The sequence below is a fragment of the Streptomyces nojiriensis genome, assembly GCF_017639205.1.
GTDB lineage: Bacteria > Actinomycetota > Actinomycetes > Streptomycetales > Streptomycetaceae > Streptomyces > Streptomyces nojiriensis.
The window spans coordinates 7,271,864-7,297,074 of record NZ_CP071139.1; the positions used below are offsets into that span (position 1 = coordinate 7,271,864).

Here is a 25,211-nt window from a genome sequence, read left to right on the forward strand (position 1 = left end):
GCGGGCCGCTATGCGGCGATGACCGCGAAGGCCTCGATCTCGACCAGGAGTTCGGGCCGGACCAGCGCGGAGACCTGTACCGCCGAGGAGGCCGGCAGGCGGTCGGCCGCGATCACCGCGTCGCGGGCCTCCCGTACCGCAGGCAGGAACGCGACGTCCGTGACGAAGTAGGTGAGCTTCACGACGTCGTCGAAGGTCGCCCCGGCCGCAGCCAGGCACCGGCGCAGGTTCTCGAACACCTGCCGGGCCTGCGCGGCCGGATCCCCCTCGCCCACGACCTCGCCCCGCTCGTCGAGCGCACACTGCCCGGAGACGGCGACGAAGCGCCCCGTGCCCCATACGACGTGGCTGTAGTGGGCGCTGGGGGCGACTCCTTCCGGCGCGGCGATACGGGTCGGGTGGCTGCTGGGCGACGGTGTCGTGGTCATGCGCACGATCTTGCCCTCTCGCCCTCCCGCTCCGGCCGGCGGGCGTCAGCCCCGGAAGCCGAGCAGGCCGTGCAGGGCCGCGCCGCCCGCGGAGGCGGGCACCGCGCGGGTCGCCGTGGTCGGCTTCGGGGCCGCCTGGGCGGGGCAGGTGGCGTCCGTGGCCTTGCCCGTCGTCAGGTAGGCCGACACCTTCTCGTCCAGGCACTTGTTGCCGCTCAGGGCGATGCCGTGGTTGCCCCCGCCCTCCTCCACCACCAGGGCCGACCCCGACAGCTTCTCCCGCATGCTGAGCGCCCCCTCGAACGGGGTCGCCGCGTCGTCCGTCGCCTGGAGCAGCAGGGCGGGCGGGAGATCCGCGTTGGTCACGTCCGGGGCCTCGAGCGGCTCCGTCGGCCAGAACGCGCACGGGGCGTTGTACCAGGCGTTGTTCCAGGTCATGAACGGCGCCTTGGCGTGGGTGCGCCACATGTCCGCGCGCCACTGGTTCCAGTCCTTCGGCCAGGCCGAGTCCCGGCACTGCACCGCCGTGTAGACGCTGTAGCCGTTGCCCGCGGAGGGCTCCACCGCCCCGAACCGCTCGTAGGCGGCCACCAGCGGCTTCGGGTCCTTGGCCACGGCGTACGCGGCGAAGGCCTCGGCCAGGTTCGGCCAGTAGCCGTTGTAGTACCCGCCCGGCATGAAGGTGTCCTCCAGCTCCGCCGGCCCCACCTTGCCCCCCGCCGGACTCTCGCGCAGCGCGTCCCGCATCGCGTACCAGGCCTCCTCGACCGCCGCCGGGTCGGTGCCCAGCCGGTAGGTGGCGTCGTACTGGGCCACCCAGGCCAGGAAGGCCTTGTGGCGGGCGTCGAAGGCGAGGTCCTGGGCGAGGTTGTCCTCGTACCAGACCCCGCCCGGGTCGACCACGGAGTCCAGGACCAGCCGGTGTACGCGGCCCGGGTGGAGCTTGGCGTACACCGCGCCCAGGTAGGTCCCGTACGAGTAGCCGAAGTAGCTGATCCGCTCCGCGCCGAGAGCGCCGCGCAGGGCCTCGATGTCCCGGGCGGCCGAGACGGTGTCGATGTACGGCAGCACGTCCGCGTGCTTGGCCCCGCAGGACTCGGCGAAGGAGCGCACCCGGTCCAGGTTGGCCCGCTCGGTGGCCTCGTCCATGGGGACGGAGTCCGGCCGGGCGGGCTTGAAGTGCCCGGTCGCGCAGTCCAGGGCGGGCTCGCTCTTGCCGACGCCGCGGGGGTCGAAGCCGATCACGTCGTACTGGGCGGCCACCTCCTTGGGCAGGGCGGAGGCGATGTAACCGGCCAGGCTGCGGCCGCTGCCGCCCGGGCCGCCCGGGTTGACCAGCAGCGGGCCCTGGGAGGCGGGGCCGGTGTGCGGGACCCGGGTCAGGGCGAGGGTGATCTGCCGGCCGTCCGGACGCGCGTGGTCGAGGGGCACCTTGAGGGACGCGCACTGCAGCGTGGGGTACCGCGGGGTGGTGCAGCCGGTCCAGCGCAGCGCGGCCCGAGCCGGCGCCTGGGCGGCCGGATCGGCCGGTCCGGCGGGCGCGGCCGTGACCGGGCTCGCGAGGGCGGCGGCTACGGTGGCGGCGACGGTGGAGATCGACAGCAGGACAGCGGCGCGCTTCTTCAAGGGGTGGAGCATGGGGCCTCCCAGCCGAGGGTTCTGGGCGGAATCGTCCCGGAAACCACGCCTGGAAGGCGGGATTGGGCCGCCGATTGGCCCGATGTGATGACCGTTCAGGCGGTGCCGGCCGTCACAGGAGGCTGAGCTGTGTGGCTCCGGCGGCCGCGGAGCCGTCCGGCCGCTCCGGCGTGACGACCTTGCGGGCCTCGCCGCGCCGGGCCGGGCCGATGCCGAATTCGGCCGCCAGTTCGTGGACTTGGCGGGTGATCCGGCGCTGGTACCAGGTCGGCGCGTACGGCCCGCCCGCGTACATCCGCTCGTACCGGGGGACCAGGTGGGGGTGGTGGGCGCCCAGCCAGGCCGTGAACCACTCGCGCGCCCCGGGCCGCAGATGGAGTACCAGGGGTGTCACGGAGGTCGCACCGGCCTCGGCCACGGCCCGCACGGTCGCCCGCAGCTGCTCCGGGGAGTCCCCGAGGAAGGGGATCACCGGGGCCATCAGCACCCCGCACTCGATCCCGGCGTCGGCGAGCGCCCGTACGGCGCCCAGCCGGGCGGCGGGGGAGGGGGTGCCCGGCTCGACGGTCCGCCAGAGCCCGGTGTCGGTGAAGCCGACCGAGACCGAGATGCCGACCTCGGTGGCCTCGGCGGCCTCCCGCAGCAGGGGGAGGTCGCGGAGGATCAGCGTGCCCTTGGTGAGGATCGAGAAGGGGTTGGCGCGGTCGCGCAGGGCCTCGATGATCCCGGGCATCAGCCGGTAGCGGCCCTCGGCCCGCTGGTAGCAGTCGACGTTGGTGCCCATGGCGATGTGCGCGCCGGTCCAGCGGGGCGAGCCGAGCTCGCGGCGCAGCAGTTCGGGCGCGTTGGTCTTGACGACGATCTGCGAGTCGAAGCCGATGCCGGTGTCGAGGTCGAGATAGCTGTGCGTCTTGCGCGCGAAGCAGTACACGCAGGCGTGACTGCAGCCCCGGTAGGGGTTCACGGTCCATTCGAACGGCATGCGCGAGGCGCCGGGCACCCGGTTGACGATCGACCGGGCGCGTACCTCGTGGAAGGTGATCCCCCGGAATTCGGGGGTGTCGATGGTCCGGGTCACGACGGCGTCGGCCCCGAAGAGCCCGGCGGGGCCGCCGGAGCCCGCGGTCAGATTCTCCCAGCGCATGGTGCCTCCTCGGTGGTTCGCCCCGGAGAATAGAACAAATGTTCCCATGATCGTGCGGGCCTAGAAAATGGCCCCGCTCGGCCGGCCGTGGTGGGAGTTCGTGCCGGTCGGGATGCCGGGGGGTGACGCGCACGCGTACGCCGAGCAGCGGCGGGCGGCCCGTGCCGTCCACCTCGCGCAGACCCCCGCCGCGGCCTTCCGGCGATGGACCGCCGGGCTGGCCCTCGACGGGGCCTGCGACGATCCCGCGACCTGCCCGCACACCCCGCCCCCGGCCCCCGGACCCCTGGGAACCGCGGCCCACCTCGCCGGCCTCCCGGACGACACCCTGCCGGTCCACCTCCGCTGCCACGTCCGATCCGGATTTGGGCCACCGGCCCGGAGGTGGTTGGCTTCGCCGTGACGAGCGATCACAACTGCTGGAGGAACAGCTATGGCGCAGGTCGAGGCCACCACGGAGCGGATCATCGCGGCCGACGCGGAGACCGTGTTCGACGCGCTGGCGGACTACACCGGGACCCGCGGGAAGCTGCTGCCCGAGCACTTCAGCGAGTACGAGGTGCGCGAGGGCGGCGACGGCGAGGGCACCCTGGTGCACTGGAAGCTCCAGGCCACCAGCAAGCGCGTACGCGACTGCCTGCTGGAGGTCAGCGAGCCCACCGACGGCGAACTGGTGGAGAAGGACCGCAACTCCTCCATGGTCACCACCTGGCGGGTCACCCCGGCCGGTGAGGGCAAGTCCAAGGCCGTGGTCACCACCGTCTGGAACGGCGCCGGCGGCATCGGCGGCTTCTTCGAGCGCACCTTCGCGCCCAAGGGCCTCGGCCGGATCTACGACAGCGTGCTCGAGAAGCTGGCCGCCGAAGTGGAGCGCTGAGCAACGGCGTTGACGGTGGGGCCGGGCCGGCGGCCTCACCGGATCGGGTGAACCCGCACCGCCCGCGGACCGCAGCTCCCCAGGGCGGACGGCCGACGGACCGCGCGCCGGCGGTCGCGCGCCGCGCCGGGCGTCGCGCGCCGCGCCGGGGCGCGAGCCCCACGGTCGCCGGGGGCCTCGGCGGCTAGGGTGGCACCCTGAGCGCAACCGACCGCCCGGGGGCCCGATGAAGATCCTCATCTCCGCCGACATGGAAGGCGCCACCGGCGTCACCTGGCCCGCGGACGTGCTGCCCGGAACCCCGCAGTGGGAACGCTGCCGCGCGATGTTCACCTCCGACGTCAACGCCGCCGTACTCGGCTTCTACGACGGCGGAGCCGACCAGGTCCTCATCAACGAGGCGCACTGGACCATGCGCAACCTGCTGCTGGAGAAGCTCGACGCCCGCGCCGAGATGATCACCGGCCGCCACAAGACCCTCTCCATGGTCGAGGGCGTCCAGCACGGCGACGTCGACGGCATCGCCTTCGTCGGCTACCACACCGGAGCCGGCTCCGAGGGGGTCCTCGCCCACACCTACCTCGCCAACTCCATCACCGGAGTCTGGGTCAACGGGACGCGCGCCAGCGAGGGGCTGCTCAACGCACACGTCGTCGCCGAGTACGGGGTCCCCGTCATCCTGGTCACCGGCGACGACCTCACCTGCGTGGACGCCGCGGGATACGCCCCCGGAGCCGCGACCGTCGCCGTCAAGGACCACGTCTCGCGCTACGCCGCCGTGTGCCGCACCCCGGCCCGTACCGCCGCCGACATCCGGGCCGCGGCCAAGGAGGCCACCGCCCTGGCCGTACGCCACGACCCGGTCCGCGGCGGCCCCTTCACCGTGGAGCTGGAGTTCGACGCCGCGCACCTGGCCATGTCCGCGACGGTGGTCCCCGGCGTGGAGCGGTCCGGGGAGCGCAAGGTCGCGTACACCAGCGAAACCATGTACGAGGGGATCCGGGCCTTCAAAGCGGTCACGACGGTCGTCTCGGCGGCCGTGGAGGAGCAGTATGGCTGACATGTGCGCAATCAACGCCGAGATCCCGGCAGGCGCCGGCGCCGTCGACACCGCGGACCCGGTGGCCACGTCGGACGTGGTGGACACGGTGGCTCTCGACGAGGCCGTCGAGTTCACCTCCGGCCTCATCAGGATCGACACCACCAACCGGGGCGGCGGCGACTGCCGCGAGCGCCCCGCCGCCGAGTACGTCGCCGAGCGGCTCGCCGCCGCCGGCCTGGAGCCGGTCCTGCTGGAGCGCGCCCCCGGCCGCACCAACGTGGTCGCCCGGATCGAGGGCACCGACCCCTCCGCAGAGGCCCTCCTCGTCCACGGCCACCTCGACGTGGTCCCGGCCGAGGCCGCCGACTGGAGCGTGGACCCCTTCTCCGGCGAGGTGCGCGACGGCGTGGTCTGGGGGCGCGGCGCCGTCGACATGAAGAACATGGACGCGATGGTGCTGGCCGTCGTACGGGCCTGGGCGCGCGCGGGAGTGAAACCGCGCCGGGACATCGTGATCGCCTACACCGCCGACGAGGAGGACAGCGCGGTCGACGGCTCCGGCTTCCTCGCCGACCACCACCCGCACCTCTTCGAAGGCTGCACCGAGGGCATCGGCGAGTCCGGGGCCTTCACCGTGCACGGCAGCCCCGGCGGCCGCGCCCTCTACCCGATCGCGGCGGGGGAGCGGGGCACCGCCTGGCTGAAGCTCACCGCGCACGGCACCGCCGGTCACGGCTCCAAGCCCAACCGGGCCAACGCCGTCAGCCGGCTCGCCGCCGCCGTCGCGCGGATCGGCGCGTACGAATGGCCGGTCCGGCTCACCGACACCGTCACCGCCTGCATCACCGAACTCGCCGCCCTGCAGGGCCTGTCGGTGGACCCGCGGCGGCCGGGTCTCGACGTCGACGAGCTCCTCGACGCGCTCGGCCCGGCCGGCGTCCTGGTCCGCGCCACCGTGCGCAACAGCGCCAACCCGACCATGCTCAGCGCCGGTTACAAGCTCAACGTGATCCCCGAGCACGCCACCGGTTACGTCGACGGCCGGACCGTGCCGGGCGGCGAGGCCGAGTTCACCGCCACCCTCGACGCCCTCACCGGCCCCGACGTGCGGTGGGAGTTCCGCCACCGGGAGGTCGCCCTCCAGGCCCCCGTGGACGGCAGGACGTACGGGATCCTGCGCGAGTCGGTCGAGCGGTTCGACCCGGCCGGCCACGTGATCCCCTTCTGCATGGCGGGCGGCACCGACGCCAAGCAGTTCTCCCGCCTCGGCATCACCGGCTACGGCTTCTCCCCGCTGAAGCTGCCGCCCGGCTTCGACTACTGGGCCCTCTTCCACGGCGTGGACGAGCGGGTGCCCGTCGAAGCCCTGCACTTCGGCGTCCGCGTCCTCGACCACGCGCTGCGGACCCTGTGAACGGGGCCCGGTGATGGCGGCGACGACCCGGCCCTACGGCAGCTGGCCCTCACCCATCGACGCGGGCCTCGCCGCCTCCTTCGACGGGCGGCCCGAGTACCTCGGCACCGTCGGCCCCGAGGTGTGGTGGACCGAACCCCGGCCCGAGGAGGCCGGCCGCCGCACCCTGGTGCGCCGCCGCCTCGCCGACGGCGCACCCGAGATCACCGAACTGCCCGCCCCGTGGAACGTGCGCAGCCGCGTCACCGAGTACGGCGGCCTGCCCTGGGCCGGCACCGAACGGCCCGCCGGCGGCCCCCTGCTGGTCTTCGTCCACTTCGCCGACCAGCGGCTGTACGCGTACGAGCCCGACGCCCCCGGCGGGCCCGAGCCGCGGCCCCTCACCCCGGTCTCCCGGACCGGCGGCGGCCTGCGCTGGGCCGACCCGGTGCTGCGCGGCGGCGAGGTGTGGTGCGTGCTGGAGGAGTTCACCGGGCCCGCGCCGACCGATGTGCGCCGGGTGCTGGCCGCCGTACCGCTGGACGGCTCGGCGGCCGAGAACCGCGGCGCGGTGCGGGAGCTGACGCACGACCGGTACCGGTTCACCACCGGGCCCCGGCTCTCCCCGGACGGGCGGCGGGCGGCCTGGCTGGTGTGGGACCACCCCCTGATGCCGTGGGACGGTACCGAGCTGAGGGTCGCCGAGGTCACCGGGGACGGGGAGCTCGCCGATGCCCGGACCGTACTCGGCGGCCCCGACGAGGCCGTGGCCCAGGTCGAGTGGACTGCGGAGGGCACCCTCCTCGCGGTCAGCGACCGCGGCGGCTGGTGGAACCCGTACGGCGTGGACCCGCGGACCGGCTGGGCGATCAACCTCTGCCCGCGGGAGGAGGAGTTCGGCGGCCCGCTGTGGAAGCCGGGGCTGCGCTGGCTCGCACCGCTCCCCGGGGACGCCCCGCACCCGGCGGGCCCGGGGGCCGGACTCGTCGCCGTCCTGCACGGGCAGGGCTCCTCGGTGCTCGGCATCCTCGACCCGGAGAGCGGCGACCTGGTGGACGCCGCCGGGCCGTGGACCGCCTGGCAGCCCACCCTCGCCGTGCACGGCACCCGGGTCTACGGCGTGGCCGCCAGCCCGCGCAGTGCGTACGAGGTGGTCGAGCTGGACACCGCGACCGGGCACGCCCGGGCGATCGGCGGGCAGCGCCCGGACCCGGTGGACCCGGCCTACTACCCGGAGCCGCAGAGCCGCACCTTCCTCGGCCCCGACAACCGCCAGATCCATGCGCACGTCTACCCGCCGCACCACCCGGCCGTCCGGGCCGCCGCCGACGAACTGCCCCCGTACGTGATCTGGGCGCACGGCGGACCCACCGACCACGTGCCGCCCGTACTCGACCTGCACATCGCCTACTTCACCTCGCGCGGCATCGGCGTGGTGGAGGTGAACTACGGCGGCTCCACCGGCTACGGCCGCGCCTACCGGGAGCGGCTGCGCGAGCAGTGGGGCGTGGTGGACGTGGAGGACTGCGCGGCGGTCGCCCGCTCGCTGGCCGCCGAGGGCACCGCCGACCCGGCCCGGCTCGCCATCCGCGGCGGCAGCGCGGGCGGCTGGACGGCGGCGGCCTCGCTGGCCGCCACCGACCTGTACGCGTGCGCGGCGATCATCTACCCGGTGCTGGACCTGGTGGGCTTCGCCGCGGAGACCCACGACCTGGAATCCCGCTACATCGACAGCCTGGCCGGGCCGCCCCAGACCCTGGCGGTACTCAACCGCGAGCGTTCCCCGGTGGCCCGGGCCGACGCGATCACGGCCCCGTTCGTCCTCCTCCAGGGACTGGAGGACCCGGTCTGCCCGCCGGCCCAGGCGGAGCGGCTGCTGGCCGCACTGCGCGGCCGCCCGGTTCCGGTGCCGCACGCGTACGTGACCTTCGAGGGCGAGGGCCACGGCTTCCGCCGGGCGGACACCATGATCCGTGCCCTGGAGGCCGAACTGTCGCTGTACGCACAGGTCTTTGACATCGAGCGCACCGACGTCCCCCGGCTGGAACTGGCCCCCTAGGGGGTGCGCAGGCTCCATCGGACGGAGCCGAGCAGCAGGGCGCCGGGGGCGATGCCCGCGACGGTCGCGATGACGGCGAGGGAGGCCCCGCAGGCGGCCAGGACCAGACCGGCGGCGCCGCAGGCGGCCATCGCGGCCGCCAGCAGCCGGAGCGCCGGCATGCGCCAGACGACCGCGAGACCGAAGAAGTGCAGGCCGACGACCAGGGAGATCCAGGCCACCGTGGCCTGCGGGACGTGCAGTACGAGGTTGATGACGAGGACGCCGGCCAGCGCGGCGGCCACCTCGGCGGCCACCACGAGGACGTAGCCCCGCCCGAACATCCTCGGCGCCGTACCGGGGCGGGCGTCGCCGTCCGCGTCGCCGGCCGGGGACGTACGTGCCCGCCGCAGTGCGATGAACAGCCAGACGAACGAGGCGATCGCGAGGAGGCGCAGGGGAACGGCGGCGGCCGTGGGCAGGGCTCCGGCGTTCGCCACGACGAAGGCGAGTCCGAATATGGCGCCGATGAGTCGGCTTGTCTGATGCGATGTCACGGCGCCAGTCTCACTCGAAGTTGATCACTGGGCAAAAAGCCGGACCCGCAGCGGACCGATGGGGGCGAAGCCGCACCGGACCGCCGCCTCCAGGTCCTCCCCGTGCTCGTAGCCGACCACGTCCAGCTCCGGCCACCGGTCGCGGGCCGCACCGAGGACACCCGCCCAGGCGGCTCCGAACAGGTTGGACACGCCGACCACGCCCCCGCCGGTGCTCGCGACGGCCCCGGCGGCGATCCGGCCGCCGGCGCGCCCGGCCAGGAAGACGATTCCGTCGCGGAGCAGGGCCGGCCGGAACCTCCGGTCGCCCCCGGCGCTCTCCCCGCCGTCGAAGGCGGCCTCCCAGGCCGCCAGTTCCTCGGCGTCCGCGACCTCGGACCACTCGAGCCCGGCCGCTTCCCCCTCCGCCCGGGGGAGCGGCGCCCCGGCGGGCCGATGGATCCACTGGGCCTCGAACAGCACCTCGAAGCCCGCCCGGCCAGGTCCAGGTCGGCGAAGCCGTCCTTCACCGAGCAGCCGGGGGAGGCGGTGTCGACGCCCCGGACCACGCTCCCCACCGGCACGGCCGGTGCCAGGGTCACGGCATCGGGATACATCGGCGGAGTCCGCCGCGCGCTGAACCAGACCTGCTCGCCGTCGTAGCCGGGCGTCAGCCCGTGCGCCCGACACACCGCGTCACACCACACGGCGTTGTTCAGCGCGGCCCTGCGCAGCAGGCCCGTCCCCGTCCCGTCCATGATCATTCCGTCCATGCTGCCACACCACCCCGGCCCGACGCGGAGGACCGCGGACAGCGGCGACGCGGCGGGTCCGGTGCGGCTGCGCCGGGGAAATGCCGGGCTCCGGGGGGCCGCATCGCACAGGATGGGGGGATGCGAACCCTCGTGCTTCTCGATGCCCCCTCCAACCTCGGGCTGCGTCCGCCCGCGCCCGGCGTCGTACCGGGTGTCTACAAGCTCGCCGGGGCCCTGCGCGAGCAAGGCCTGCTGGCCCGGCTCGGTGCCGTCGAGGGCGGGGTGGTGGTGCCGCCGCGCTACGACCGCGGCGACTGGCGGGAGGGCGACGGCGTGTTCCACGCCGAGGCCCTCGCCGCGTACACCGTCACCCTCGCCGACCGCATCGAACGGCACCTGCGGGCGGGGGAGTTCCCCGTCGTGCTCGGCGGCGACTGCTCCATCCAGCTCGGCGCGGCCCTCGCCATGCGCCGCCTGGGGCGCTACGGCCTCGCCGCGATCGACGGCTCCGCCGACTTCCGCCACCCCGGCAACGAGGCCGTGAACGGCCCTGTCGGCGCCGCCGGCGGCGAGGAGCTGGCCCTGTCGACCGGCCGCGGCCAGGCGGATCTCAGCGACCTGGAAGGGCGCGGCCCCTACCTGCGCGACGAGGACGTACGGCTCTTCGGGCTGCGCGACGGCGACCCGGACCTCGCCGAGCTGCACGCGGCCAGGATCTCCGTCGCCACCGTCGGGGAGATCCGCCGACGCGGCGCGGGACCGGTGGCGCGGGCGGCACTGGACGGGCTGCACCCGCCGGACACCGCCGGGTTCTGGGTGCACCTGGACGCCGACGTGCTGGACCCGGGCGTCATGCCGGCCGTGGACAGCCCCGACCCCGGCGGCCTGTTCCCCGACGAACTCGCCGAACTGCTCGCCGTCCTGGTGGGCTCGCCGCGCTGCGCCGGGCTCAACGTCACGATCTACGACCCGGACCTGGATCCGGACGGACGTGCGGGCGCCCTCCTCGCCGACCTGGTCGCGGGCGCCTTTGCGTAATCCTGACCGGTGGTGATCCGCGGAACCCCTGTGCACCGGCCGCCGTGGCGTGTTCCATTTCCCTCATGGCCACCACCGTCCGACGCGCCGTACTGACCCTCCCCGCAGCCCCGTTGGGCTCGGACAACCCGCTGCCCGCCCTGCGCGCGCCCGACGAGGTGCACGCACTGGACGAGCGTGCCCGCGAGGGGATGCCGCGCGACATGGCACGGCAGATCGGCTACGAGCCACTGCGCTCGCTCCTGCCCGTACGGATCCGCGACGGGTACGGACGGGAGCGCGCGGAGCGGGAGTTCGAGTCGATCGTCATCGAGAACGACCACCTCCGGGTCACCGTGCTCCCCGGCCTGGGCGGGCGCGTCCACTCGCTCGTGCACCTGCCGAGCGGCCGCGAACTGCTCTACCGCAACCCGGTGTTCCAGCCCGCCAACTTCGCGCTCAACGGGGCGTGGTTCTCCGGCGGCATCGAGTGGAACACCGGTGCGACCGGGCACACCACCCTGTCCTGCGCCCCGGTGCACGCCGCGCTCGTCCCGGCCCCCGACGGGGGCGTCATGGTCCGCCTGTGGGAGTGGGAGCGCCTGCGCGACCTGCCCTTCCAGGTGGACCTGTGGCTGCCGGAGGACTCGGAGTTCCTCTACGCCGGCGTCCGCGTGCGCAATCCGCACGAGCGGCCCGCCCCCGTGTACTGGTGGTCCAACACCGCCGTCCCGGAGGACTCCGGCACCCGGGTCCTCGCCCCCGCCGACGAGGCCTGGCACTTCGGCTACGAGCGCGCGCTGCGCCGCATCCCCGTACCGGAGTGGGAGGGCGTGGACCGCACGTACCCGCTGCGCGGCGAGTATCCGGCCGACTACTTCTACGAGGTCCAGGGCGGTGCCCGGCCCTGGATCGCCGCCCTGGACGCCGCCGGGCACGGGCTCGTACAGACCTCCACCGCGCGGCTGGGCGGGCGCAAGCTCTTCGTGTGGGGCGCGGGCGACGGCGGCCGACGCTGGCAGGAGTGGCTGACCGAGCCCGGCACCGGCGGCTACGCCGAGATCCAGGCCGGGCTCGCCCGGACCCAGCTGGAGCACGTACGGCTGGAGGGCGGGGCGGAGTTCAGCTGGCTGGAGGCGTACGGGCCGCTGTCGGCGGATCCGGCGCGGGTGCACGGCGCGGACTGGGCGGCGGCCCGCGGCGCGGCCGAGGGCGCGCTGGACGACGTACTGCCGCGGGAGCGGGTGGACGCGGCGTACGAGGCGTGGCGCGGCCACGCCGACACCGAGCCGGGGGAGCGGCTGGCGCAGGGCTCCGGCTGGGGCGCGCTGGAGCTGCTGTGCGGGCGCTTCGAGCTGCCGGGCACCCCCTTCGCGCAGGACACGCTCGGGGAGGAGCAGGAGCCGTGGCTCCAGCTCTGGCGCACGGGGGTCCTGCCGGCCCCGCGCCGGGTGGTTCCGCCGGGGCCGAGCCTGGTCGCCGCGCACTGGCGGGACATGCTGGAGACGGCCCCGGCGGATCCGCTGACGGAGTACCACCTGGGCGTGGCCCAATGGCACGCCGGGGACGTCGCCCAGGCGGTACGCAGCTGGGAGCGCGGGCTGGCGCTGGCCCCCTCGCGGTGGCCGCTGCTGCGGTGCCTGGCGGTGGCGGACGCCCTGGCGGGCGACGCGGAGCGGGCGGCCGACGGATTCACGGCGGCCTTCGACGACCTGGCCGCGGAGAGCCGCGGCGGCGGGCCGTGGGCGGCCGCGGAGTCGGCGCTCGGGCAGGAGGCGATGGCCGCCCTCCTCGCGGCGGGCCGGCTGCCGCAGGCCCGCGCCGTCTGGGACCGGCTGCGGCCCGCCCTGCGCGAGCAGGGCCGCTTCCGGCTCCTCGCGGCCCGGCTCCTCGCGGCGGAGGGGCATGTGCGGGCGGCCCGCCGGGTCTTCGAGGACGGCTTCGAACTCCCGGACCTGAGGGAGGGCGAGGAGACCCTCGCCGAGGTCTGGTCCACCCTCACCGACTGCCCGCTGCCCGCGCGCTACGACTTCCGGATGCGGCCGGCTACTTCTTGATCTTGTCGATGCGCAGCACGAACCGCTTGCGGGCGAGGTCGCGCCGCGTCAGACCCGGCACAGGATCTCGGCGTTCAGGACCGAGAACCACGCGTCGGGGTCCGCGCCCCAGGTGTGCCAGGCGTCGGCGACGGCCGCCAGGCCGGCGGCCGTCGTGTGGCCGCCGCGGGTGGCTACGGCGGCGTACGCGGAGGCCTGCGTACGGTCCGCCCACAGGGCCGACCACCAGGCGGTCTCCTCCGGGGTGGCGAAGCACCAGGCCGTCGCCGAGGAGGTCACGTCCGTGAAACCGGCCTGCCGGGCCCAGGCCCGCAGGTGGCGGCCCGCGTCCGGTTCGCCGCCGTTGGCGCGGGCCACCCGCCGGTACAGGCCCAGCCACTCGTCCAGGCCCGGCGCGGCCGGGTACCAGGTCATCGCCGCGTAGTCGGCGTCGCGCGCGGCCACGATCCCGCCCGGCCGGCACACCCGCCGCATCTCGCGCAGCGCCTGGACCGGGTCGCCCACGTGCTGCAGCACCTGGTGGGCGTGGACCACGTCGAAGGAGTCGTCCGGGAAGTCCAGCGCGTGGACGTCCGCGGTGGCGAAGGACACGGCGTCGCCCAGGCCGCGCTCCTCGGTGAACGCGCGGGCCTGCGCCAGGACGTCCTCGGCGGCGTCGACGGCGGTGACGTGGCCGCCGGGCGCGACCAGCGCCGCCAGGTCCGCGGTGATCGTGCCCGGGCCGCAGCCGACGTCCAGCACCCGCATCCCGGGGCGCAGCTCGCCGATCAGGTACGCGGCGGAGTTCTCGGCGGTGCGCCAGCGGTGCGAGCGCAGCACCGACTCGTGGTGGCCGTGCGTGTAGACGGCGGTCTCCTTGGCGGCGGCTTCCCTGGCGGCATTCATGACCGGACCCCTCCTCGTTTCCTCTTCCTCGGCGAAGCGGTGCTCCCACCGTAGACGATCAGTTCGTCATTTGAGATCGACGTTTTGACATGTGGACAGGTGCGTTGCGTGCCAAGGGGTTCGGGTGAGGCGGTGGCAGGCCGATGCGGGTGCGAGGAGAGTGGCTGCAGGGGGACACATCCCCAGGGCGGACGGCGGTGAGGGTCATGACGGACACGCTGCTCGAACGGCACGCCGAGGCGCTGAGGCTCTTCGGTGAACGGGTGCGTGAGGTCCGCGGCGACCAGTGGGGGGAGCCGACCCCGTGCACGGAATGGAACGTGCGGGAGCTGGTCAACCACGTCACCGCGGAACAGCTCTGGATCCCGCCGCTGGTCACCGAGGGCCGGACCGTCGGGGAGCTGGAGGGGCGGTTCTCCGGCGACGTGCTGGGCGACGACCCGGTCGCGGCCTGGGACCGGGCCTCGGCCGCCGCGCACGCCGCCTTCGCGGCGTCCGGCGCGCTGGACCGGACCGTGCGCCTGTCGTACGGGCCCGCGCTCGGCTCGGCGTACTGCTCGGAGCTGACCGCCGACTGCGTCGTGCACACCTGGGACCTCGCCCGGGGCATCGGCGCCGAGGACCGGCTGCCCGACAGCCTCGTCGAGTTCTCGATCAAGGAGATCATGCCGTACGCCGACGGGCTCGCGGCCAGTGGCGCGTACGCCGAGCCGGTGGAGGTCCCGGCGGGCGCGGACGCGCAGACCAGGCTCCTGGCGATGGTGGGGCGCGAGGGCTGACGCGCACGTGCTGACGCGCGAGGGGCAGGAATCCCCCATAACGGGCATGCAGCCTTGAATAATCGTATAAAGGTCAGGTCCGGCGGGGCGCCGTGGCGCATCGCGGTGCGTCGCGCGTTCGGCGGGCGTCGCGAGCCCGGCGGCGCGGCGGGCGTGGCAGGGCGAGCGCGGAAGGCGGGAAGCGGTGGCGGGGATGCAGCGCACGGCGACGGAGGGCCGCGGCCCGGTCCGGTACGGCCCGCCCGCCCCCCAGCCCGGCCTGCCGGTGCTCCCCGAGCTGGTCTCCGTCCTCGCCGCGGCCGCCGGACGCGCGGCCCCCGAGCCCCCCGGCGGCGGCGAGGCCGTACGCGAGGCCGCCTGCCGGCACTGGGGGCGGCGCGGGCTCGCCACCCCGCCCGAGAACGTGGCCGCGGGCCCCGGAGCCCCCGCGCTGCTCCTGGCCCTGCTCGGCGCCTACGGCGGGGACGTGATGCTGCCCCGGCCCTGTCCCGCCTGGTGGACCCCACAGGTCCGGCTGCTGGGACGGCGGGCCTACCACGTGCCGACCCCGGCCGAGTGCGGCGGAGTGCCCGACCCCTACGCCCTGCTGGAGACCGTCCGGCGGGTGCGCGCCGAGGGCGGTGACCCGCGCGTGCTGCTGCTGTCGGTCGCCGACGACCCCACCGCGACCGTGCCGCCGCCCGAGATGCTGCGCGAGGCCTGCGAGGCCGCCGAATCCGCCGGACTGTTCGTCGTCAGCGACGAGAGCTGGCGCGACACCGTCCACCGGCCCCACGACACCCTGGTCCTGAGCCCCGCCGAGATGCTCCCCGAGCAGGCGGCCGTCCTCATCGACCTGGCCGGTGCGATGCTGCCGGCCGGCTGGCCCGCCGCCGTCGTCCGCTTCCCCGACACCCCGCGCGGGACCTGGCTGCGCGCCCGTACCCTCGACGTCCTCACCGCCACCGGGGCGATGGTCGCCGGACCCGTCGCGGGGGCCGCCGCGCACGCCCTCGACGAACCCGACGCCGTCGCCGGGCGCGCGTACGCCGCCGCGGCCCTGCACGGGGTGGTGGCCGCTGCCGCACACCGCCGGCTGCTGGAGGCAGGGGCGCTGGCCCGGCCCCCGCAGGCCGGCCGGCACCTGTACGTCGACCTCACCCCGCTGCGCGCCGGACTCGCCCGGCACGGGGTCGGCGACGCGATGGAACTGGAGGACTGGCTCGGCGGCCGGCTCGGCGCGCCCACGCCCGGCGGGCAGCGGTTCGCCGACGAACTGGGCGCGCTGCGCGTGCGGTTGTCCACCGGTCCGCTGCTGGGCGCCACCCCGCAGGAACGGCTGGCCGCGCTCACCGCCCGCGATCCGCTGGCGCTCCCGCACGTACGCGACTCCCTTGAACTCCTCGGATCAGTGCTGGCCGGGCTGGCCTGACCACCCGACCCCGGTGAACGGAGACTTCGCGATGAGGGACCGGACGGACACCGCCGCCCCCGCCCCCGCCACTTCCCCCGCCCCCGCCACTTCCCCTGCCCCCGCCCCTTCGCCCGGCTCCGCACCCGGCCTCGCCGCAGCCGCGCCCGAGCGTGCGTCCGCGCCGCCGCGCCCGCTCGGTGGACACCGCCGCTGGCCCCGCTCGTTCGCGGACCGGCTGACCACCCCGCTCCCCGGGGTCCGCGGCTACGCCCGCCTCGCCCGCGAGGGCGCCTTCCGGCCCGGCCCCGAAGGCCTGCGGGGCATTCCCGACCTGCCGTACGAGCCCGGCCCGCTGCCCCCCGCGCCCCCCGGCAGCGTCTGCGTCACCTGGGCCGGACACGCCAGCTGGGTCCTGCGGACCGGCGGGCTGACCGTACTGACCGACCCGGTCTGGTCCCGGCGGATCCTCGGCACCCCGGCCCGGCTGACCCCGGTCGGCGTGCGCTGGGCGGACCTGCCGCCGGTGGACGCGGTGGTCATCAGTCACAACCACTACGACCACCTCGACGCCCCCACCCTCAAGCGGCTGCCCCGGCACACGCCCCTCTTCGTACCGGCGGGCCTGGCCGGCTGGTTCCGCCGCCGCGGCTTCACCCGGGTCACCGACCTCGACTGGTGGGAATCGGCCGAACTGGGCGGCGTACGCTTCGAGTTCGTCCCAGCCCACCACTGGTCGAAGCGGTCGCTGATCGACACCTGCAGGTCCCTGTGGGGCGGCTGGATCCTCACCGACACCCTGAGTGCGGTGCCGCGGAGGCTCTACTTCGCGGGCGACACGGGCTACGGGCACTGGTTCGGTGAGATCGGCCGCCGCCACCCCGGCATCGACCTCGCCCTCCTGCCCGTCGGCGCGTACGCCCCGCGCTGGTGGCTCGGCGACGTCCACGCCGACCCGGAGGAAGCCGTCCAAGCCTGCCTCGACCTCGGTGCCCGCCGGATGGCCCCCATGCACTGGGCCGCCTTCGTCCTCTCCGCCGAGCCGGTCATGGAACCCCTGCACCGCACCCAGGCGGCCTGGCACCGGGCCGGCCTGCCGCGCGAGGACCTCTGGGACCTGCCGATCGGCGCCTCCCGCACGCTGCCCCCCGAGGCGGCCGGCAGCGGGGCAGGGGGCGGGGCCGGCGAGTGACGCGGCCCTCGCCGGCTCAGTGGTGCCAGGCCTGCCCGCCCACGTTGCGGATGAACCGCTGGAGCACCTTGAGGGTGATCAGGTACTCCTCGTCGGAGATCCCCGCGTGCCGCTCGTCCCACAGGTCCGCCTGCAGGGCCACGGCCTTGTCGAGGAACTCCCGCCCCTCGGGGGTCATCTCCAGGCGCCCTTCGGCGTCCTGGGTGATCCAGCCCAGGACGATGACCGTGTCGATCTCCTCGGACAGCGCCTCCTCGCCCACCGCGAGGTACCCCCGCAGGGTCTCGGTCACCCCGTCCCGGGTCCTGACCTCGTCGCCCGCCAGGGCCACCCGGGACAGGATCCACCACTGGGGCTGGGTGGTGCCGAGCCCGGCGAGTGCGCCCCGGGTGCGGCTCACGATCGCGTCGTAGGCGGCCCAGCTCCAGTAGCCGATGGGCTGGCGGATCAGTTCGGCGTCGTCGTGCGAGTACTCCATGGCGGATCAACTCCCCGTTCGCGGTGCAGCGTGGTGCGCTCCCCAAGACCCTATGAACTCAAGCGCACTTGAGGTCCAGCCCCCCGACGGGACCTGTCCCGATCCCGCCCCTGCGGGGGTGCGGCCGGACGATCCGCCGGACGTGCCGCAGCCGTGAACTCCCGGGCTTCGACCCCTTCATCGGCCACGGCCCGGACGACGGCTCACGCTCACCGGCCCGGGCCTTCGCTCTCCGGGGCATCGGAGTGGCCGTCGGACGCTCCGATGGCGTGGCTCCCGCGCCGGTGCCCGGCGCTTCCTAGGGTCGGCGGGGGTACGGCACGAGCCGGCCGACCGTCCGGATCAGGTGGGTGAGTCGTGGAACGCATGACGGCCGAGTCACGAACGCACGCGCCTGCGGCCGTCCGGCGGTGGACCCGGCGACTGGCCGCCGCCGTGGCGCTGCTGATGCTCTGCGCGCTCCCCGCGGGCGCGGTCGGCGCCGCGCAGCCCGGTGACGTGCGGTCGCCCGCCGGGCCGCCCCTGTACGTGTCCGACTACGGCAACAACCGGGTGGTGGCCCTGCCCGCGGCCGGCGGCGACCAGAGCACCGTCCCCCTCGACGGCCTGGTGCGGCCGACCGGGCTGGCCTGGGACGCCGCGGGCCGGCTCTACGTCTCCGACACCGGCAACAACCGGGTGCTCGTGCTGCCCCCGAACGGCGGGGAGCAGGTCGTCGTTCCCACCAGCGGCCTGTCGCGCCCGCTGGGGCTCGCCGTCGACCCGGCCGGGAACCTGTACATCGCCGACAGCTTCAACGACCGGATCGTGAAGGTGCCGGCCGGCGGTGGGGACCAGACGACCGTGCCCACCGCCGGGCTGCTGCACCCCTGGGGGCTGGCGTGGGCGCCCGGCGGGGAGCTGTACGTCTCCGACTTCGTCAACGACCGCGTCGTCAAGGTGGCCGTGGACGGGAGCGGCCAGAGCACCGTGCCCGCCACCGGACTCTCCCAGCCCACCGGGCTGGCCCCGAACGCCGCCGGTGACCTCTACATCGCCGACAGCGGCAACAACCGCGTGGTGAAGGTGGCCGCGGGCAGCGGTGCGCAGAGCACGGTGCCCACCACGGGCCTCAGCTCCCCGCTGGGCCTCGCGCTCGACGGCTCCGGCAGCCTCTACGTGGCCGACGGCTTCAACAACCGGGTGGTACGGGTCCGCGAGACGGGGGGCGGACAGGTCACGGTCGGCTTCACCGGGCTCAACACGCCGACGGGCCTCGCGTTCCCACCGGCCGGCGCACGGCCGCCGCACGGCCGGGACCGGTAAGGCCCCGCAAGGCCCCGCAAGGCCCTGTAAAGGCAGGCCGGAAGGTGGTGCGGGCCGGCTCAGGGCGGCGGCCGCAGGCGGCGCCGGAGCGAGGGCCCCGCGCTGATCGCGAGGGCCAGGCCGACCACCAGGGCCACGCCCTTCCAGGGCTCCGCGAAGAGGGTGCCGCCCAGGATGCCGATCAGAGCGTACGTCGCCGCCCAGGCCAGGCAGGCCGGGGCGTCCCCGCGGGCGAAGCGGCGGAGCGGCATCTGCGCCAGGAGGCAGGCCAGCATCACCGGGATCCGGCCCGCCGGGACCAGCCGCGAGAGGACCAGGACCAGTACCCCGTGCTCGTCGAGCCCCGCCCGCGCCTGCTCCAGCCGCTCCGGTGTGGCCCGGCCGCGCAGCGCCTCCAGCCAGCGCGAGCCGCCCCGTGAGCGCACCCCGCGCTGCCCGAGCCAGTACAGCGCCATGTCCCCGGTGAAGGCCGCCAGCGCCGACACCGCGAACACCAGCAGCACCCCGTAGGGCGGCGACTGGTGGTGGAAGGCCACCACCGCCGCCGAACCCACCAGCGCACCCGTCGGGATGACGGGTACCAGCGCACCCAGGGCCACCAGCAGGAACAGCGCCGGGTACCCCACCGCCTGCTGGGTGCTCTCCGGCGGTACCTGGCCGGCCGCCGCCGCGAGCTCGCGCCACGTCACGGCAGCCGCACCCGCTCGCCGTGCTGCGGCACCCGCACGGTCACCTTGGGCGCCAGCTGCCGTGCGAGCCGCTCGAACTCCTCGCCCGGCGCGTGGAATTCATGCGGCCGGACCGCGTCCAGCCCCACGGGCCAGTACGTCCCGTAGTGCACCGGGACCGCCGCCGCGGGCGCCAGCCGGGTCAGCGCCCGCGCCGCCCGCCCCGCGTCCAGGTGCCCGGGGCCGAGGTACGGCCCCCAGCCGCCCACCGGCAGCAGGGCCACGTCCACCGGCCCGACCTCCTCGGCCATCGTGTCGAACAGCCCGGTGTCCCCGGCGAAGTAGGTCCGCGCCGCGCCCCGCACCACGTACCCGAGCGCCGGGCACAGGTGCGGCCCGAACGGCAGCCGGCGTCCGTCGTGCCGTGCGCCGACCGCCCGGATCCGGACGCCGTCCCGTACGGGGACCTCCTCGCCCGGCACCACCTCCGTCACGGCCAGCCCGCGCAGCCCGGCGACCCGTGCCAGCCCCGGCACGGCCCGGCGCGCCCCGCGCGGCACGACCAGCCGGGTGCCGGGCGCGAGCCGGGCCAGCGACGGCAGGTGCAGGTGGTCGGCGTGCAGATGGGAGACCAGCACCACGTCGGCCACCGCCGCCTCGGGCGGGGGCACCGCACCGCGGCGCCGCCGCAGGTGCGCGAGCCGCCGCGCGAACAGCGGGTCCGTGAGCAGCCGGACCCCGGAGTCCTCGACGGTGCACGTGGCATGGCCCCACCAGGTGATCTCCACCGGCACCCGGACCTCCCTCCCTCACGCCCCGTTCACGAGCCTAGGGGGTGTCTGCCCCGTGCGGCCGCTCGGAACCGGATCTCGGCGGCCCCCTCCTCTACCGCGGAGTATCGGAGTAGGGTCCGGCGGCATGGAAGAGTTGCGCGTGGCCGCGATCACCAGCCTGGCCCCGCTCGAAGACCTCGACGCCGACCCCTTCGCCGTGGACACCCGCGGCCAGCACGCCATGTGCGCGCGCTGGGCCGCCGACCGGGGCTACGTCGTGACCAGGCAGCTGCTGGTCTACGGGCTGCGCGCCGACCACTGCGGGCTCTGGTCCGACGTCGACACCGGGCAGGTCGACCTCTTCGTCGCCGCCAACCACCGGGTGCTGGCCCGCGCGCTGCGCTCCGTCGAGGAGTTCACCGCCGAGTGCGAGCGGCGCGGCGTACGGCTGGAGACCGCCGGGGCCGAAGAGCCCCGGTACACCTCGGCGATGAAGGCCGAGGTGCACCGCAGGCTGTCCATGCCGACGGCCGGCTACGACGGCACCTGACCGGCCCTCCGCGCCCGCTCCGCCCGCACCGATCCCGCCCGCCCCGCCACGCGCCCCCGCGCGCCGTCCGCTTCGCCCGACCGGGTGCGCCGGGCTGTGCGAGCCTGGAAGGCGGACGGGGCGCGCGGGAGGTGGCGGCGTGGGGCGTGGACGGTGGCGGACCGCGGGCAGCGCCCTGGTGAGGGTGCTCCTGGTCTGGGCCGTGTCCACCCTCACGATGCTCGCGCTGGCCGGGATCCTGCCGGACTTCCGGCTCCAGTCCGACGACGGCGACAGCATCACGCAGATCGGGCTGACCGCCGCCTGGGCCGCCGGGGCCTTCGGTCTGCTGAGCGCGCTGGTCTGGCCGGTGCTCGTCCGGGCCCTGTTGCTGGTGCCCGCCCTGGTGCTGGGTCTGCTCGTCTTCTTCCTCAACGGCTCGCTCCTGCTGATGGCGATCGGCCTGATCCCGGACGGCCGCAGCGAGGTGGCTCCCGAGACCGCGGTGGTCGTCGCCGCCGTGATGTCCGCGGTGGCGTCGGCCACCTCCACCGCCCTGGCCGTACGCGACGACGAGGCCTACCGGCGCCGGCTCTACCGGCTCGCCGACCGGCGCCGCCGCAGGCAGGGCCGGGCGGGTCCGTCCCGGGCCGCCGAGGCCCCGCCGGGCCTGCTCATGCTCCAGCTGGACGGGGTGGGGTACGGGGAGTTGCGCCGCGCGTGCGGCCGCGGGCTGATGCCCACGGTCGCCGGCCTGCTGGAGGGCAGCCACCACGCCCGGTCCTGGCGTACGGACTGGTCGAGCCAGACCGGCGCCAGCCAGCTCGGGATCCTGCACGGCTCCAACCACGACGTGCCAGCCTTCCGCTGGTACGAGAAGGACACCGGCGAGGTGGTGGTCTGCAACCGGCCGACCAGCGCCGCCGAGCTCCAGCGACGGGCCATCGCGCGCACCGGGGACGGCGGACTGCTCACGCTGGACGGGGCGAGCCGGGGCAACCTGTTCAGCGGCGGCGCCGACCAGCTGGCGCTGGTGCTGTCGGTCTCGGCCCGGCGGGGTCGGGCCAACCGGTCCCGCGCGGGCTACTTCGCGTACTTCTCCGATCCGGCCAACGCCGTCCGTACGGCCGGGTCCTTCGTGGCCGAGGTGGTCCGGGAGGTCGTCCAGTCACTGCGGGCGCGGATCCGCGGGGACCGGCCCCGGGTGTCGCGCGGCGGGCTGTACCCGCTGATCCGGGCCTTCGCGACCGTGGTCGAACGGGACGTGGTCGTCGCGGCCGTGATCGGCGACATGCTCGCCGGGCGCTCCGCGGTCTACGCCGACCTGGTGGCCTACGACGAGGTCGCGCACCATTCGGGCCCGCACGGCCGGGACACCGACCGGGTGCTGCAGCGCCTGGACCGGAGCCTCGCGCTGATCGCCCGGGTCGCCGAGCACGCGCCGCGCCGGTACCGGATCGTGCTGCTCTCCGACCACGGCCAGAGCCCGGGGGAGACCTTCCTCGGCCGTTACGGGCTGACCCTCAAGGACCTGGTCCGGGCGGGCTGCGGGCTGCCGGTCCCGCGCCGGGCCGGCCGGACCCGCAGCGGGGCCGAGGCCCGGGCGGCCGTGCTCGCGGCGCTCCACCGGCCGGTGGAGGAGGGCGAGGAGGCGCACCCGGGGCCGGGCTCCGATCCGGTGGTGCTGGCCTCGGGCAACCTCGGCCTGATCTCCTTCCCGGACATCCCCGGCCGGGCGTCGCGGGCGCGCGTGGAGCGCGCGCACCCCGCCCTGCTGACCACCCTGGCGAACCATCCGGGTGTGGGATTCCTGCTGGTGGACGGGGTGGTGCTGGGCCGGGACGGAAGGGCGGCCCGGCTGGACGTCCCGGGGGAGGCCGAGGAGCTGCTGGCGCCCTTCGGCCCGGGCGCTGCGCAGGCCGTCCGCCGGACCGACGCCTTCCCGCACGTGGCGGACGTCATGGTCAACTCGGCGTACGACCCGGAGACGGGCGAGGTGCACGCCTTCGAGGAACAGATCGGCTCGCACGGCGGGCTGGGCGGGGAGCAGGGGCACCCGTTCCTGATGTGGCCCACCGATCTGTCGGACCCCGGGGAGGAACTGGCCGGCGCGGAGGCGGTGCACGCCGTGCTGCGGCGCTGGCTGCGGGAGGCGGACGGGCCGCAGGTACCGCTGGCGGCGCCCCCGGCCCCGCCGGTGGAGGAAACCCGGTCCGGGGACGGAAAGAGCGGAAGCTTTCCTTCCGCAGGGGTGCCCGCACGGGACGAAATCCGCTGATTTTGTGCCGCTTTCGCGGTGGTCAACCATGTGTTGACCTGCCCAGCATGTGAGACATCCAGAGGCGCACCACCGATGACCAGCACCGCAACCCTGCCCGCCGAGGCCGCCGCACCCCCCGAGCAGGGCCGCGCCCCCCACGCGCGCCGCTTCGGCCTGCCCGTCGCGACCTGCCTGGTCATGGGCAACATCATCGGCGGCGGGATCTTCCTCCTCCCCGCCTCGGTGGCCCCCTTCGGCACCATCAGCCTCGTCGCCTTCGCCGTCCTCACCGCCGGCGCGATCGCCCTCGCCCTGGTCTTCGGCCGGCTCGCCGAACGCCACCCGCAGACCGGCGGCCCCTACGTCTACGCCCGCGCGGCCTTCGGCGACTTCGCCGGCTTCCTCGCCGCCTGGAGCTACTGGATCACCGCCTGGGTCTCGAACGCGGCCCTGGCCGTCGCGGCCGTCGGCTACCTCACGGTGCTGTTCCCCGCCGCGGGCGAGCACAAGTGGTCCATGTGCCTGGCCGCCCTCGCCGTCCAGTGGCTCCCGGCCCTCTCCAACCTGGCGGGCACCCGCTACGTCGGAGCGGTGCAAGTCGTCGCCACCGTACTGAAGTTCGCCCCGCTGCTCCTGGTGGCCGTCGGCGGGCTGTTCTTCTTCGACCCCGCCAACCTCGGCCCCTTCCGGGCCACCGAGCAGAGCGCGGCCGGCGCCGTCTCCGCCTCCGCGGCGATCCTGCTCTTCAGCTACCTCGGAGTCGAGTCCGCCACCGTCAGCGCGGGCGAGGTCCGCGACCCGGCCCGCAACGTCGGCCGGGCCACGGTCCTGGGCACCGTGGGCGCCGCCACCGTGTACCTGCTCGGCACGGTCGCCGTCTTCGGCCTGGTCGCCCACGACCGGCTGGTCTCCTCCACCGCTCCCTTCACCGACGCCGTCAACGCCATGTTCGGCGGTACCTGGGGCGGCACCGTGGTCGCCTGCGCCGCCGTGGTCTCGATGCTCGGCGCCCTCAACGGCTGGACCCTGCTCAGCGCGCAGACCCCGTACGCCGCCGCCAAGGACGGGCTCTTCCCGAAGGCCTTCGAGAGGAAGAAGCGCGGTGTCCCCGTCGTCGGCGTGGTCGTCACCGTCGCCCTGGCCTCCGCCCTCACCGTCTACAACTACACGGCCGGCACCCAGGGCGTCTTCGAGAGCCTGGTCCTGATCACCACCTTCACGGCGACCGTCCCCTACCTGCTGGCCACCGCCGCGCAGATCTACTTCCTGCTCTCCGGGCAGCGCGAGCGCGTCCACCCCGGCCGCCTGGCCCGCGACGGCGTCCTCGCCGCCCTCGCCTTCGGCTTCTCGATGTGGCTGGTCGCCGGCTCCGGCTACGCGGCCGTCTACCAGGGCGTCCTCTTCCTCTTCGCGGGCGTCCTCGTCTACGCCGCCATGTCCGCGCGCAAGCACCGCGCCGCCGTGTCACCCGCGGAGTAGCTTGGAAAGAGGGACCGTCCAGGGGGCGCCAAGGGGTCACCATGTCCGCATTCAGGAAGAGCATCGACATCGACCGCAGGCCCGAGGACGTCTACGCGTACCTGACGGATCCCACGCACCTGCCGGAGTGGCAGGACAGCGCCGTGTCCGCCGTCCCGGTCGGAAACCTCCCCGTGCACGTCGGTTCGCTGATCCTCGTCACCCGGCAGATCGGCCGCCGGCGCGTCCCCACGACCATGGAGTTCGTGGAGCTCGACCCGCCGAGGAGCTGGCACGTGCACGGGGTCGACGGGCCGGTACGACCCGATGTGCACGGCACCGTCGAACCCCTCGACGGCGGCACCCGCTCCCGCGTCACCCTGGACGTCGACTTCGAGGGCCACGGCCTGGGCCGGGCCCTGGTACCCCTCGTGGTCAGGCCCATGGTCCGCAAGGAGATGCCCCGGGGCGAGGCGAAGCTCAAGCACCTCCTCGAAACCCGCTGACGGCGCGCGGCCGGGGGGCGAAAACCGGATGCCCCGAGGTGTGTGGTGCGGACACACTGGCCG

Annotated in this window: 23 protein-coding genes; 14 read left to right on the forward strand and 9 right to left on the reverse strand. The window is 75.0% G+C overall.

What is annotated here, in order from left to right:
- Nucleotides 1–8: 8 nt before the first annotated feature.
- The 3 genes from JYK04_RS33605 to JYK04_RS33615 form a co-directional block, all read right to left on the reverse strand.
- Entirely contained in the window at nucleotides 9–428 is a 420-nt protein-coding gene (locus JYK04_RS33605) for a RidA family protein (protein WP_189740857.1), read from the reverse strand.
- A 45-nt stretch (nucleotides 429–473) separates the two neighbouring features.
- Entirely contained in the window at nucleotides 474–2,066 is a 1,593-nt protein-coding gene (locus tag JYK04_RS33610) for an alpha/beta hydrolase (RefSeq protein ID WP_189740859.1), read from the reverse strand.
- A 112-nt stretch (nucleotides 2,067–2,178) separates the two neighbouring features.
- Nucleotides 2,179–3,210 carry an Rv2578c family radical SAM protein gene (locus JYK04_RS33615; RefSeq protein WP_189740862.1) on the reverse strand — a complete coding sequence of 344 codons (1,032 nt, stop codon included), beginning with the start codon at nucleotides 3,208–3,210 and terminating at the stop codon, nucleotides 2,179–2,181.
- Between the two features lie 433 nt (nucleotides 3,211–3,643).
- Between JYK04_RS33615 and JYK04_RS33620 the strand changes: the two genes are divergently transcribed.
- The 4 genes from JYK04_RS33620 to JYK04_RS33635 all read left to right on the forward strand — a co-directional run bounded on the left by JYK04_RS33620 (nucleotide 3,644) and on the right by JYK04_RS33635 (nucleotide 8,581).
- Nucleotides 3,644–4,087, forward strand: a complete 444-nt coding sequence (locus JYK04_RS33620) for an SRPBCC family protein (protein ID WP_189740865.1) — start codon at nucleotides 3,644–3,646, stop codon at nucleotides 4,085–4,087.
- A 226-nt stretch (nucleotides 4,088–4,313) separates the two neighbouring features.
- A complete protein-coding gene (locus JYK04_RS33625) occupies nucleotides 4,314–5,147 on the forward strand; it encodes a M55 family metallopeptidase (protein WP_189740868.1) in 834 nt (277 codons plus the stop codon).
- 1 nt (nucleotide 5,148) lies between these two features.
- Nucleotides 5,149–6,543: a M20/M25/M40 family metallo-hydrolase gene (locus JYK04_RS33630; RefSeq protein WP_189740871.1), complete on the forward strand. Its 1,395-nt coding sequence runs from the start codon at nucleotides 5,149–5,151 to the stop codon at nucleotides 6,541–6,543.
- Between the two features lie 13 nt (nucleotides 6,544–6,556).
- Nucleotides 6,557–8,581 carry a S9 family peptidase gene (locus tag JYK04_RS33635; RefSeq protein WP_189740874.1) on the forward strand — a complete coding sequence of 675 codons (2,025 nt, stop codon included), beginning with the start codon at nucleotides 6,557–6,559 and terminating at the stop codon, nucleotides 8,579–8,581.
- On the opposite strand, the gene JYK04_RS33640 is transcribed toward JYK04_RS33635, so the two are convergent.
- Nucleotides 8,578–9,117 carry a hypothetical protein gene (locus JYK04_RS33640; RefSeq protein WP_189740877.1) on the reverse strand — a complete coding sequence of 180 codons (540 nt, stop codon included), beginning with the start codon at nucleotides 9,115–9,117 and terminating at the stop codon, nucleotides 8,578–8,580. The two genes, JYK04_RS33635 and JYK04_RS33640, sit on opposite strands and share 4 nt — an antisense overlap.
- A 24-nt stretch (nucleotides 9,118–9,141) precedes the next feature.
- On the reverse strand, nucleotides 9,142–9,579 hold the full coding sequence (locus tag JYK04_RS42200; protein ID WP_308431066.1) for a hypothetical protein: 438 nt from the start codon (nucleotides 9,577–9,579) through the stop codon (nucleotides 9,142–9,144).
- Nucleotides 9,580–9,989: 410 nt separating this feature from the next.
- Here JYK04_RS42200 and JYK04_RS33650 point away from each other — a divergent pair, with 410 nt between their 5' ends.
- Both JYK04_RS33650 and JYK04_RS33655 read left to right on the forward strand, forming a co-directional pair.
- Nucleotides 9,990–10,889 (forward strand): arginase family protein, encoded by a 900-nt coding sequence (locus JYK04_RS33650; protein ID WP_189740880.1) that lies wholly within the window; start codon nucleotides 9,990–9,992, stop codon nucleotides 10,887–10,889.
- A gap of 65 nt (nucleotides 10,890–10,954) precedes the next feature.
- Entirely contained in the window at nucleotides 10,955–12,925 is a 1,971-nt protein-coding gene (locus tag JYK04_RS33655) for a DUF5107 domain-containing protein (protein ID WP_189740883.1), read from the forward strand.
- A gap of 48 nt (nucleotides 12,926–12,973) precedes the next feature.
- On the opposite strand, the gene JYK04_RS33660 is transcribed toward JYK04_RS33655, so the two are convergent.
- A complete protein-coding gene (locus tag JYK04_RS33660) occupies nucleotides 12,974–13,810 on the reverse strand; it encodes a methyltransferase domain-containing protein (protein WP_189740886.1) in 837 nt (278 codons plus the stop codon).
- 206 nt (nucleotides 13,811–14,016) lie between these two features.
- Here JYK04_RS33660 and JYK04_RS33665 point away from each other — a divergent pair, with 206 nt between their 5' ends.
- The 3 genes from JYK04_RS33665 (at nucleotide 14,017) to JYK04_RS33675 (ending at nucleotide 17,171) form a co-directional block, all read left to right on the forward strand.
- Nucleotides 14,017–14,589 carry a TIGR03086 family metal-binding protein gene (locus JYK04_RS33665; RefSeq protein ID WP_189740889.1) on the forward strand — a complete coding sequence of 191 codons (573 nt, stop codon included), beginning with the start codon at nucleotides 14,017–14,019 and terminating at the stop codon, nucleotides 14,587–14,589.
- A 193-nt stretch (nucleotides 14,590–14,782) separates the two neighbouring features.
- Complete coding sequence (locus JYK04_RS33670) at nucleotides 14,783–16,000, forward strand: aminotransferase class I/II-fold pyridoxal phosphate-dependent enzyme (protein WP_189740892.1); 1,218 nt, start codon at nucleotides 14,783–14,785, stop codon at nucleotides 15,998–16,000.
- Between the two features lie 31 nt (nucleotides 16,001–16,031).
- Nucleotides 16,032–17,171 (forward strand): MBL fold metallo-hydrolase, encoded by a 1,140-nt coding sequence (locus JYK04_RS33675; RefSeq protein WP_189740895.1) that lies wholly within the window; start codon nucleotides 16,032–16,034, stop codon nucleotides 17,169–17,171.
- Nucleotides 17,172–17,187: 16 nt separating this feature from the next.
- On the opposite strand, the gene JYK04_RS33680 is transcribed toward JYK04_RS33675, so the two are convergent.
- Entirely contained in the window at nucleotides 17,188–17,649 is a 462-nt protein-coding gene (locus JYK04_RS33680; protein WP_189740898.1) for a MarR family winged helix-turn-helix transcriptional regulator, read from the reverse strand.
- A gap of 366 nt (nucleotides 17,650–18,015) precedes the next feature.
- Between JYK04_RS33680 and JYK04_RS33685 the strand changes: the two genes are divergently transcribed.
- Complete coding sequence (locus JYK04_RS33685; RefSeq protein ID WP_189741415.1) at nucleotides 18,016–18,954, forward strand: SMP-30/gluconolactonase/LRE family protein; 939 nt, start codon at nucleotides 18,016–18,018, stop codon at nucleotides 18,952–18,954.
- Nucleotides 18,955–19,013: 59 nt separating this feature from the next.
- Here the strand turns inward: JYK04_RS33685 and JYK04_RS33690 are convergent, their stop codons facing one another.
- Nucleotides 19,014–19,643, reverse strand: coding sequence for a DedA family protein (locus JYK04_RS33690; RefSeq protein ID WP_229875864.1), 630 nt, complete (start codon nucleotides 19,641–19,643; stop codon nucleotides 19,014–19,016).
- Entirely contained in the window at nucleotides 19,640–20,416 is a 777-nt protein-coding gene (locus tag JYK04_RS33695) for an MBL fold metallo-hydrolase (protein ID WP_189740901.1), read from the reverse strand. Before JYK04_RS33695 ends, JYK04_RS33690 begins: the two co-directional genes overlap by 4 nt.
- A 124-nt stretch (nucleotides 20,417–20,540) precedes the next feature.
- Between JYK04_RS33695 and JYK04_RS33700 the strand changes: the two genes are divergently transcribed.
- From JYK04_RS33700 to JYK04_RS33715, 4 genes are all read left to right on the forward strand, one after another.
- Nucleotides 20,541–20,945: a hypothetical protein gene (locus JYK04_RS33700; protein ID WP_189740904.1), complete on the forward strand. Its 405-nt coding sequence runs from the start codon at nucleotides 20,541–20,543 to the stop codon at nucleotides 20,943–20,945.
- 139 nt (nucleotides 20,946–21,084) lie between these two features.
- On the forward strand, nucleotides 21,085–23,202 hold the full coding sequence (locus JYK04_RS33705) for a phage holin family protein (RefSeq protein WP_189740907.1): 2,118 nt from the start codon (nucleotides 21,085–21,087) through the stop codon (nucleotides 23,200–23,202).
- Between the two features lie 75 nt (nucleotides 23,203–23,277).
- Entirely contained in the window at nucleotides 23,278–24,663 is a 1,386-nt protein-coding gene (locus tag JYK04_RS33710) for an amino acid permease (RefSeq protein ID WP_189740910.1), read from the forward strand.
- Between the two features lie 41 nt (nucleotides 24,664–24,704).
- Nucleotides 24,705–25,148: an SRPBCC family protein gene (locus JYK04_RS33715; protein ID WP_189740912.1), complete on the forward strand. Its 444-nt coding sequence runs from the start codon at nucleotides 24,705–24,707 to the stop codon at nucleotides 25,146–25,148.
- Nucleotides 25,149–25,211: the final 63 nt, after the last annotated feature.

What these genes read in the sequence shown, in the direction of transcription:
- JYK04_RS33635 (WP_189740874.1), top strand. Translation starts at nt 6,557, where the DNA reads ATGGCGGCGACGACCCGGCCCTACGGCAGCTGGCCCTCACCCATCGAC.
- JYK04_RS33660 (WP_189740886.1), bottom strand. Translation starts at nt 13,810, where the DNA reads ATGAATGCCGCCAGGGAAGCCGCCGCCAAGGAGACCGCCGTCTACACG.
- JYK04_RS33655 (WP_189740883.1), top strand. Translation starts at nt 10,955, where the DNA reads ATGGCCACCACCGTCCGACGCGCCGTACTGACCCTCCCCGCAGCCCCG.
- JYK04_RS33630 (WP_189740871.1), top strand. Translation starts at nt 5,149, where the DNA reads ATGTGCGCAATCAACGCCGAGATCCCGGCAGGCGCCGGCGCCGTCGAC.
- JYK04_RS33605 (WP_189740857.1), bottom strand. Translation starts at nt 428, where the DNA reads ATGACCACGACACCGTCGCCCAGCAGCCACCCGACCCGTATCGCCGCG.
- JYK04_RS33610 (WP_189740859.1), bottom strand. Translation starts at nt 2,066, where the DNA reads ATGCTCCACCCCTTGAAGAAGCGCGCCGCTGTCCTGCTGTCGATCTCC.
- JYK04_RS33620 (WP_189740865.1), top strand. Translation starts at nt 3,644, where the DNA reads ATGGCGCAGGTCGAGGCCACCACGGAGCGGATCATCGCGGCCGACGCG.
- JYK04_RS33670 (WP_189740892.1), top strand. Translation starts at nt 14,783, where the DNA reads ATGCAGCGCACGGCGACGGAGGGCCGCGGCCCGGTCCGGTACGGCCCG.
- JYK04_RS33700 (WP_189740904.1), top strand. Translation starts at nt 20,541, where the DNA reads ATGGAAGAGTTGCGCGTGGCCGCGATCACCAGCCTGGCCCCGCTCGAA.
- JYK04_RS33685 (WP_189741415.1), top strand. Translation starts at nt 18,016, where the DNA reads ATGACGGCCGAGTCACGAACGCACGCGCCTGCGGCCGTCCGGCGGTGG.
- JYK04_RS33680 (WP_189740898.1), bottom strand. Translation starts at nt 17,649, where the DNA reads ATGGAGTACTCGCACGACGACGCCGAACTGATCCGCCAGCCCATCGGC.
- JYK04_RS33650 (WP_189740880.1), top strand. Translation starts at nt 9,990, where the DNA reads ATGCGAACCCTCGTGCTTCTCGATGCCCCCTCCAACCTCGGGCTGCGT.
- JYK04_RS33675 (WP_189740895.1), top strand. Translation starts at nt 16,032, where the DNA reads ATGAGGGACCGGACGGACACCGCCGCCCCCGCCCCCGCCACTTCCCCC.
- JYK04_RS33715 (WP_189740912.1), top strand. Translation starts at nt 24,705, where the DNA reads ATGTCCGCATTCAGGAAGAGCATCGACATCGACCGCAGGCCCGAGGAC.
- JYK04_RS33625 (WP_189740868.1), top strand. Translation starts at nt 4,314, where the DNA reads ATGAAGATCCTCATCTCCGCCGACATGGAAGGCGCCACCGGCGTCACC.
- JYK04_RS33615 (WP_189740862.1), bottom strand. Translation starts at nt 3,210, where the DNA reads ATGCGCTGGGAGAATCTGACCGCGGGCTCCGGCGGCCCCGCCGGGCTC.
- JYK04_RS33710 (WP_189740910.1), top strand. Translation starts at nt 23,278, where the DNA reads ATGACCAGCACCGCAACCCTGCCCGCCGAGGCCGCCGCACCCCCCGAG.
- JYK04_RS33665 (WP_189740889.1), top strand. Translation starts at nt 14,017, where the DNA reads ATGACGGACACGCTGCTCGAACGGCACGCCGAGGCGCTGAGGCTCTTC.